The sequence below is a fragment of the Bradyrhizobium sp. 87 genome, assembly GCF_023073015.1.
Lineage (GTDB): Bacteria > Pseudomonadota > Alphaproteobacteria > Rhizobiales > Xanthobacteraceae > Bradyrhizobium > Bradyrhizobium canariense_D.
The window spans coordinates 669,634-678,749 of record NZ_JADPIQ010000022.1 but is presented as its reverse complement, the minus strand read 5'-3'; the positions used below and the strand labels follow the sequence as shown (position 1 = coordinate 678,749).

The window sequence follows — 9,116 nt, the reverse complement described above, 5'->3', positions numbered from 1 at the left end:
TGTCCAACCATCGCGCAGGGAAGGCCGAGTGATTGGCTACACCTGTATGCTGCTGTGCGGTTTCCTTGCGCTACATTTTCGCGCAGCGGACCGCGGGTGCCAGCCGGCACCCGGCCTTCCCTGCGCCCTCTTGGACAAGAGGGTGAAGCGACGAAGCAAAGCTCGGGCGGAATCAGCCGCGAGGATGCGAAGCTGCGCGGTTCGCCATCACGCATGCCGAACTACAGTCGCAACCAGGAGGACGAGGACCGCGAAAACGACAATCTCCATGGCATGCGAACGATTGGCCGACGACGGAGGTTCCCCGATTTCACGAGCAATGCCGAGCAGGAGCCCGCAAGGTCGCGCACAGCAGGCCCAAGACATCGCCAAGCCGGCAGTGGCCAGGCAGCGAAATTTTAAGATCATTAACAATGTTGAATCCCTGGCCGGAGCGATTGCCCTACCGTGAACCTTTCCGCCGGGGCTTTCCATGATCGATACCGCGACCAAGGCGTTGTTGCGCACCGTTCTCGACGAGGTGTGTGAAGCTGTTCCACGCTGTGAGATCGGCGCCAGGACTCGCGTAGCCTCGAAGCTTCTGGAGACTGCAAGCAGGGGCGACATCTCTGCGGATCGTCTCAAACTAGCGGCCCGCAATGCCCTTTCAGAAGTCCCGACGATGTGATGATGGTCATGTGGGGGCAGGGGTGAATTTCCACGTGACGGTCCTCAAGATCCTGGTGAGCTACCCGGATGGGTTCGCGGCCATGGAGGATCTCAAGCGGGATATGGCCATTCTGGCGACCAGCGGTCGCGACTGGACCGAGCGCACCCGGCGGCTCGCCGGGCGGGTGCCGGGGCTGGACATCTTTTCGCAAGGGCTGATCGACCGGACAAATGGCGGGTGGCGCATCACGGCCAAGGGCCGCGCCGTGCTCGGTCTGATGGAAGCTCGTCCGGACCAAGCGCCGATTGCCACCCAACAACCTCCCTCAGAACCAGAGCTTGCCCCGGCGATCTCGCGGCACATTCCGGCGGAGAGGATCCGAGGACGACTCGCCGCGCGCCGTCGCCGACGCAATGCCCGCATGCAGGCTCGGGCGTCCTAGCGAGGAACGAGCGTCGCTCCCGAAGCTTGAGCAAACGCCTTGTGATGGAAGACGCTCATGCAAAGTTCCGACGCTACCTTGTCGACGGCCCGTTTGTCGCGAGCGACGGACGATATCTGGGTCGTGGACGATGCCCCGATCAGCGCTGCCGGTCTGAAACTTCCGGTGCGTATGACCGTCATTCGGCTCTCGAACGGCGATCTTGTGCTGCATTCGCCGGTGAGACATTCGCCGACTCTCCGCGGTGAGTTGGAGCGGCTAGGGCCGATAAGGTACTTGCTCGCGCCGAATATCGCGCACTGGATGTTCCTGTCCGACTGGCAGAGAGAGCTGCCACAGGTGACGACTTTCGCGGCGCGCGGCCTTTCGGCGCGTCGGCAAGTTCGAGCAGCACGGATCCACATCGACCGCGAGCTTGGAGAGGCGACGCCTGAGGAATGGAGGGCCGACCTCGAAGCCGTCTCGGTGAACGCTCCGATGTTCTCCGAGATCGAGCTGTTCGACAAGCGCAGCCGGACACTGATCCTGACGGATCTGGTGCAAAATCTCGATCCCGATGATCTCAGCGCGTCAAACGAGGCCGCGGCAAACCTCCTCGGCATTTCCAAGCCAAACGGAACGGCGCCGGTCTATCTCCGACTGCTGCTGCGCCTCGGCGGCCGTTCCGTGCGGTCGGCAGCCGAGCGGCTCATACGGCTGTCGCCGGAGCGGGTGATCTTCGCGCATGGCGACTGGTTCGAAGCGGACGGAACCGAGCGTCTCCGGCGATCCCTGCACTGGCTGCTTCCGGCGGGCGGCTCCGGATCCGAGCCGCGGCAAATGACTGGCACGCGCGTCGTCATAACCGGTGCCTCGAGCGGAATCGGGCGTGCTGCGGCGCTGGCCTTCGCCGGAAAGGGCGCAAGCGTGGTCCTGGCGGCACGCCGTGCCGAAGTCCTGACGAGCCTCGCTGCAGAATGCGAGGCGCTCGGAGGCCGCGCATTGGCAATCCCGACCGATGTCACCGATGCCGAGGCGGTGCAGCGGCTGGCCCGAGAGGCGGAAGACGCGCTCGGTGGCATCGACGTCTGGATCAACAACGCCGGCACCGGCGTTTTCGGGGCCTATCAGGACGCGGATATCGCACTTCATCGCCGAACGATCGAGGTCAATCTCCTCGGCACGATGCATGGCGCTTTCGCGGTGCTTCCGATCTTCCTGCGCCAGAACCGCGGTATCTTGATCAACAACATCTCGCTCGGGGGCTGGGCTCCGACGCCTTTTGCTGCGGCCTACACAGCGAGCAAATTCGGCCTTCGGGGCTTCACCGCGAGCCTGCGTCAGGAGCTCAGGGCTCATCGCAACATCCATGTCTGCGGCGTCTTCCCGGCCATGGTCGACACGCCGGGCTTCGTCCACGGCGCCAACATGTCCGGCCGGACGCTCGATCCCGGTCCGCTGCTGTATCAGGCGGAGGACGTTGCCGAGACGTTCGTGAGCCTCGTCCGCGCACCCCAAGATGAGGTCGCCGTGGGCTGGCCGGCGCGTGCCGGCCAAATTGCCTACGCGATGGCTCCGCAGATTACCGAGAACATCCTGGGGGTTGCCTTCCGCTACCTGCTGTCGCGCGCGCGCCCGGCGAAGAGCAGCGAGGGCACCATGATCGAAGCTGGTCCGCAGGGCACGTCAATCGATGGCGGTTGGCTGTCACGCAAGCAGCTCCCACCTGCCGGGGTCATCAGTCAGGGGCTCGCGGCGCTGGGACTAGCTGCGGGCGTGGCTCTCCTGGCTTCAGCAGTTGCGCGTCGCGCTGGCAGATCGGGACAAGGCGTCGCCAAGCACAAGCATGTCCTGCCGAGGCAGATCACGGCAGCGCGTAGGCCCGCACGTAATCGCCGAGTTTAGTTCCGAACGAGCCGTGGCCGCCATCGACCGTGACGACATATTGCTTGCCGTTGGCCTCATAGGTCATCGGCGTCGACTGGCCGCCGGCAGGAAGGCGGTCCTGCCAAAGCCGTCTGCCATCGCGAACGTCGAACGCGCGGATGTAGTCATCCATCGTTCCCGTGATGAAGACGACGCCGCCCGCGGTGACGATCGGACCGCCCAGCATGGGAACGCCGAGCTTGAATGGCAGCGGCAGCGGGGCCTGATCGCGGATCGTGCCGATGCGATGCTGCCAGACCACCTTGTGCGACTTGAGATCGATCGCGGCGATGTTGCCCCATGGCGGGGCAAGGCAGGGGATGCCGAGCGGTGAGAGGAAAATGCCGAGGTCGACGCCATAGGGGGCGCCGTACATCGGCTGCACGCCGAGCTCGGTTCCCGGCGGATGCGCCGCGTTCGGCGCTGCCGGATTGTCTTTCCCGCGCGGCACGAGACGCGAGACGAAGGGAATCGATTGAGGGTTCGCGATCGCGATCAGGCGTTGCGGATCGACGGCAATGCCGCCCCATTCGAACATGCCGAAGTCTCCTGGAAACACCAGCGTGCCTTGTTCAGACGGCGGCGTGAACGGCCCCTCATAGCGCAGGCGCTTGAACTTGATCCGGCAGGCGAGTTGGTCGAACATCGTGCTGCCCCACATCTGCGCGTCGGTCAGCATGCCGGGCGGGCGAAAGCTCAACTCCGAGAAGGGCTGGGTCGGCGACAGCCGGTCTCCCTTCGCGGCGCCCTGCGGCACCGGCTTCTCCGGTGCGGGCACCAGCTGACGCCCGTCGCGGCGGTCGAGCACGAAGATGTCGCCGGTCTTTGCCGGGATGTAGATCGCAGGCGTCACGCCGCCGTTAAGGCGCAAATCGACCAGACTGGGCTGCGACGGCATATCCATGTCCCAGAGATCGTGGTGCACGTTCTGGAACGACCAACGCAGTTTCCCGGTCATGAGATCGAGGGCAATCAATGCCGAATCGTAGCGCTCGTTCTCGGGCGAACGGCCGCCGCCCCAAATATCCGGAGAACTCGAGCCGAGCGGCACATAGACCAGTCCGAGCTTCTCGTCGACCGCGGAAATGCTCCAGGAATTGGGTGAGCCGGCCGTGAAATGATGCGAGGCCGAGGGCATCTCGTTCGGATCGGAATTGCCGGCATCGAATGCCCAGATCAGCCGTCCTGAATAGATGTCGAAGCCGCGGATCACGCCCGACGGCACGCGATCGGAATAGTTGTCGATCACCGCTCCGCCGACGATCAGCAACTTGTCCGTGACGACGGGCGGCGAGGTGCCCTCGTAGAAGCCGAGTGTCTGGATCTCGCTGCCCTGCTTGAGATCGATCTGTCCCTGATTGCCAAAATCCTGGCAAGGCACGCCGCTCTGCGCATCGAGCGCGAACATCCGTCCGTCGTTGGTCGGTATGAAAATGCGCCCCGCACAATCGCTCGGGGCCGGCGTGCCGTCGGCAGTTATCGCGCCGGGCTTGGTCGCGTGATAGGACACGCCGCGGCAGGTCATGTGCTGGAAGGCCTTGTTGTGCTGCACCTGCGGATCGAACTTCCAGCGCAGTTTTCCGGTCGCGGCTTCGAGCGCGAACACGATCTGGTGCGGCGAGCAGGTGTAGAGCAGATCGCCCACCTTGAGCGGCGTCGCCTGGTTGGTGATCTCGTCGGGATCGTCCGGGCCCTTGTGATCGCCGGTGCGGAATTCCCAGGCGAGCTTGAGGTCCTTGACGTTGTCCTTGGTGATCTGGCTCAGCGACGAGAAGCGCGTACCGAAGCCGCTGCCGCCGTAGGCCGTCCAGTTCTGGCCGGCAGCGGGCTGGTCCGGTTCGGGAGACGCAATGGCCCCCGTTGTTTCGCCCTCAGGTATCGTGCCGGCAAGATCGCGGCGATCGCTCGTCAGGGACATGCCGACGACGATGGCTGCGGCGACCAACACAAGGCCAAGCGCCCATCGCGCTGCGCGCAAGCGAGGCGCCAGGCGGGAGGCAATGAAGGGCAGCATCAGCCACAGGCCAAGCGGCACGAGTACGTCGCCGCGCGGCGCCAGCGACCAGAAATCGAGGCCGGCCTCCCAGATCGCCCAGGCCATCGTTCCGGCCAGCAGCGCGGCATAAACCCAGAGCGCCTCGGCGCGGCGGCGCCCGAGCAGCCAGCTCGTGAGCAGAAGCATGATGCCCGCGATCAGATAGTAGACGGAGCCACCGAGGGCCTCGAGCCAGGCACCGCCAGCCAGGAGGCCCAGTCCCATGATAGCGACGAGCACAATGGTGATGGCCAGCAATGGCGCGTCACGGAGCCAATTCATTGAACGATGCATGGGAGGCATGATGGTCACTTCAGCGTATAGAGAAACGCCGCGATGTCCCGCGCGTCCTTCTGCGGGATGCCCATTCTCGGCATGGCATTGCCCGGCAACGCCCGCTGTGGATCCTCGATCCAATCAGCCATGTTGTCCGGCGAGTTCTGGATGTAGCCGGCGATGTAGGTCCGCGTGCCGATCCGATGCAAGGGTGGGCCGACATTGCCTTCGGCGCCGGCAATGCCGGGAATATCGTGACAGCCGCCGCAGTGATACTGCTTGACGAGGTCGGCGCCACGACGCGCGTCGCCGGTGAAGTTGTCCGGGCCCGCAGCCTTGCAGGCGGCGCCTGTGGTAGCCAGCAGCGCGGTGACTAGCAATCTCGTGATCGGATTTGCCATCGCTGCTTCCCGGCGATCAGGGCTTCTGGCCGAAATTGAAAGACTTGGTGGCAGACCAGGGATCGGTCGTCGAGACCTGCTCGCTCGGGACTTGCTCGACTTCGGGCGAAGGCAGATTCGCGGAAAAGGTTCGGCCCCATTGGTGGCTCGGCTCGTTGCTGATCTTGCCGATATAGGTGACGAGATCCCAGATCACGCTGTCGGGCAGCACGCCGCCCCAGGCCGGCATTCCATTCGGCCGCCCCTGGTAGATCGAGAGAAAAATGTTCTCTGGCTGCGAGCCGTAAGTAAAGTTGTTGTTGCTCAGTGCCGGACCCATGCCGCCGCCGCCATTTGGCGCGTGGCAGCCGACGCAGTTGAAGTTGACGTAGTAGGTCATCCCGCGCTGCTCCGCATTGGGATCGCCCTGCACAGGGTTCTTGATCTGCGGCGGGTCCGGCTGCGCGCCGGGATGGAGGTGACTGACGGGGACCTGCATGAAGACGCCGGGCCTGCCATTGCCGACGCTGCCACCGAAGTTCGGGCGCGGAGACAGCGTCGGCATCTGCGCCTCCTGCGACTGCGGCAAAGTCTGCTGGGCCAGTCCCGCACCATTCGGCACAACCGCCAGCAGCAACGACAGGGCGCTCGCGCGCAGCACTGGAGCAGACATCACTCATGTCCTCCCGATACCGTAACCGGTTGGTCCACCAGCGGAACGCCGTAACTGCGCAGCAGCGAGGTGATCTCGGACCGGTGCTCGTCGATGAATGCATTCAGTCGGTCGCGCAAGGCGTCGTCGCCTTTGCGCACGCCCATCGCGATGGCGAACTGGAACTGCTGAGGTGCAAAGCGCTCGTAATCCCGGATCGGCGTGACCGTCAGGGGGACGGGAGAGCGCTGGGCGAAATATCCGGCGAGCGGACCCCAGGCTGCGGCGACATCGAGGCTGCCGCTTTCGACGGCTTCGATCAGGCGCGCCGGCGGATCGGCCTGGCGATAATCACCGTAGATGGAGTAGCCGCGGACGTTGTCAACGATGCCCTGTTCGCCGAGCGCTTGCGCGGGCGGCGGATTGTTGCCGTCATCGCCGATCAGATGCACGCCGATCGCGAGGTGATGCAGGCGCGGGTCGAGCAGGGACGAAAGGTCGAGGTGCTGGTCCTGCCGCGTGACGAACACGTAGCTCGAGCGATAATACGGCTTCGTCGTCTCGACGAGATCATAGCCGGACGGCACGCCCATGACGACGTCGCATTTGCCGGCTTTCAGCGTGTTACGGATGAAGCCGCGGCGCTGCGCCCACCAGGTGTAGGAGACCTGCAGGCCGAAATGCTCGGCCACCATGGCCGCGAGCCTGTTCTCGAATCCTGCTTCGGCGCTGTTCGAGAAAGGCAGATTGTTGGGATCGGCACAGACGCGAAGCTCGCGATCCGACGCTGCCGCCGCCGTGGTTGCAAGCCCGACCAGAAAACCAAGAGCGATGCCGGGATAACTATTTCGAAGGCGCATGGCTGGTGTCCTCACCATTCGCGCCGCCGAGTTTGAAGACCAGCAGCTCACTCCCGCCCGCGGTGTAGAACGGCAAATCCTGGGTCGCACCGACAAAACCGAGCGCGCCGTTGCGCACCCGCGGATCGACCTCGGCGTTGGCCACCACACCCGGCCAGCCGCCGACGCCCGACAGGATCGCGATGTATTGCTGTCCGTCGGAGCCGCGATAGGAGATCGGCTGGCCAATGAATCCGGAGCCGGCGCGGAATTGCCAGAGGACATGCCCGTCCTTGGCATCCACGGCCTTGAACAGCCGATCCATGGTGCCGTAGAACGCGACGTCGCCTGCCGTAACCAGCGCGCCGCTCCAGACCGGCAGCTTCTCGTGGATCTCCCAGACCTTCTTGCGCGCGACGGGATCCCACGCCATGAATTCGCCGCGGTGGCCGCCGGGGCCGGCATACATGTCGACATCGGCGCCCACATAAGGTGTGCCTGCGATATAGCCGACCTGCGATGCCTTGAAATTCATGCAAAGATGCTGATGCGGCACGTAGAGCAGCTTGGTGCGGGGCGACCAGGCGGTTGGCTGCCAGTCCTTGGCGCCCGGCGCGGCCGGGCAGATGTTCTCGACGGTCTTGCCGGCGAGCGGCGTCTTCTCCTCGTTGGGGATGATCTTGCCGGTCTTGAGATCGACGCCGTTATAGGCATTGACGAATTCAAACGCGTCCGCCGAGATGACTTCGCCGGTCGCCCGATCCATCACGTACATATAGCCGTTGCGGCCCGGGTGGATCAGCACCTTGCGCGGCTTTCCATTCAGTTCGAGATCGACGAGCACATTCTCGTTGATCTCGTCGTGGTCGAACAGGTCGTGCGGGTTGATCTGGTAAGCCCATTTGGCGCGGCCGGTGTCGGGGTCGCGGGCAAAGATTGTGGTGCTCCAGAGATTGTCGCCGCTGCGCTGGTTGGCGTTCCATGGGCTCGGATTGGCTGTGCCGTAGTAGATCAGATTGAGTTCGGCATCGTAGGAGATCCATCCCCACATCGTGCCGCCGCCGACCTGCCAGCGGTCGGCCGGCCACGTCTTCACGCCGAGATCCTTGCCCTTGAGACTGTCGTAGAACGGCTTGAAGTCGTCGCCGATCAGCACGTCCTTGTCCGGGCCCGTGGCGTAGGCGCGCCACGCAATGGCCCCGGTGTTTTCATCGAGCGCGGTGACCCAGCCGCGCACGCCCATCTCGCCGCCGCTGTTGCCGACGAGCACCTTGCCCTTGACCACGACGGGAGCCATCGTGATGGTCTCGCCCTTGTTGATCTCCCCGAGCTTCGTATGCCACAGCTCCTTGCCGGTCTTGGCGTCGATCGCGACCGTGTGGTTATCAAGCGTGTTGAGGAAGACCTTGCCGTTGTCGAAGGCGAGTCCGCGATTGACGACGTCGCAGCAGGCAACGCCCGCGGCTGCCGGTTCAGGCTTTGGCGCGTAGGACCATTTCAATTCACCGCTCGTGGCATCGAGTGCGAACACACGGTTGGGGTAGGGGCCAGCATAAGGGCCGACCACATACATGGTGCCATCGACCACGAGCGGCGCCGCCTCCTGGCCGCGATCGGCACCGACCGAGAACGTCCATGCAAGCTGGAGGCGCGATGCATTGGACGTGTTGATCTGATCAAGGTTGCTATAGCGGGTGTTGGCGTAGTCGCGCGCCGCCATCGGCCACTGGCCGGGATCTTTCATGCGGCTGGCGAGATCGCTCTGTGCCGAGGCGGACGACAGCAACGCGCAGGACGCGCAAAGGGCACAAAGGAAGCCTGGAAGTCGGCCCAGCAAACGCGTGAGACCACGCACTAACATATGTAAAGATCTCCACGGCAGTGATGAGGCCGTGCGCCGTTGCAGGCCGGTTTACGAACCTACAAACGTTCCGACTT

Annotated in this window: 8 protein-coding genes; 3 read left to right on the top strand and 5 right to left on the bottom strand. The window is 64.2% G+C overall.

The window, feature by feature from the left end; genetic code table 11:
* Positions 1 to 472 precede the first annotated feature (472 nt).
* The 3 genes from IVB50_RS07760 to IVB50_RS07750 are packed head-to-tail and all read left to right on the top strand — an operon-like array spanning position 473 to position 2,975.
* Positions 473 to 667, top strand: a complete 195-nt coding sequence (locus tag IVB50_RS07760; RefSeq protein WP_018460409.1) for a hypothetical protein — start codon at positions 473 to 475, stop codon at positions 665 to 667.
* Positions 639 to 1,091 carry a hypothetical protein gene (locus IVB50_RS07755; protein ID WP_051113078.1) on the top strand — a complete coding sequence of 151 codons (453 nt, stop codon included), beginning with the start codon at positions 639 to 641 and terminating at the stop codon, positions 1,089 to 1,091. Before IVB50_RS07760 ends, IVB50_RS07755 begins: the two co-directional genes overlap by 29 nt.
* Before the next feature lie 57 nt (positions 1,092 to 1,148).
* Positions 1,149 to 2,975, top strand: a complete 1,827-nt coding sequence (locus IVB50_RS07750) for an SDR family oxidoreductase (protein ID WP_026234024.1) — start codon at positions 1,149 to 1,151, stop codon at positions 2,973 to 2,975.
* Here IVB50_RS07750 and IVB50_RS07745 read toward each other — a convergent pair.
* From IVB50_RS07745 to IVB50_RS07725, 5 genes are read right to left on the bottom strand one after another with little or no spacing between them, the layout of a single operon-like run.
* A complete protein-coding gene (locus IVB50_RS07745) occupies positions 2,935 to 5,313 on the bottom strand; it encodes a glucose/quinate/shikimate family membrane-bound PQQ-dependent dehydrogenase (protein ID WP_018460406.1) in 2,379 nt (792 codons plus the stop codon). The genes IVB50_RS07750 and IVB50_RS07745 overlap by 41 nt on opposite strands.
* A gap of 26 nt (positions 5,314 to 5,339) precedes the next feature.
* A complete protein-coding gene (locus IVB50_RS07740) occupies positions 5,340 to 5,708 on the bottom strand; it encodes a c-type cytochrome (protein ID WP_018460405.1) in 369 nt (122 codons plus the stop codon).
* A gap of 16 nt (positions 5,709 to 5,724) precedes the next feature.
* Positions 5,725 to 6,360 carry a cytochrome c gene (locus IVB50_RS07735; protein ID WP_026234023.1) on the bottom strand — a complete coding sequence of 212 codons (636 nt, stop codon included), beginning with the start codon at positions 6,358 to 6,360 and terminating at the stop codon, positions 5,725 to 5,727.
* A complete protein-coding gene (locus IVB50_RS07730; protein ID WP_018460403.1) occupies positions 6,360 to 7,199 on the bottom strand; it encodes a substrate-binding domain-containing protein in 840 nt (279 codons plus the stop codon). Before IVB50_RS07730 ends, IVB50_RS07735 begins: the two co-directional genes overlap by 1 nt.
* Positions 7,183 to 9,039: a PQQ-dependent dehydrogenase, methanol/ethanol family gene (locus IVB50_RS07725; protein WP_026234022.1), complete on the bottom strand. Its 1,857-nt coding sequence runs from the start codon at positions 9,037 to 9,039 to the stop codon at positions 7,183 to 7,185. Before IVB50_RS07725 ends, IVB50_RS07730 begins: the two co-directional genes overlap by 17 nt.
* Positions 9,040 to 9,116 lie beyond the last annotated feature (77 nt).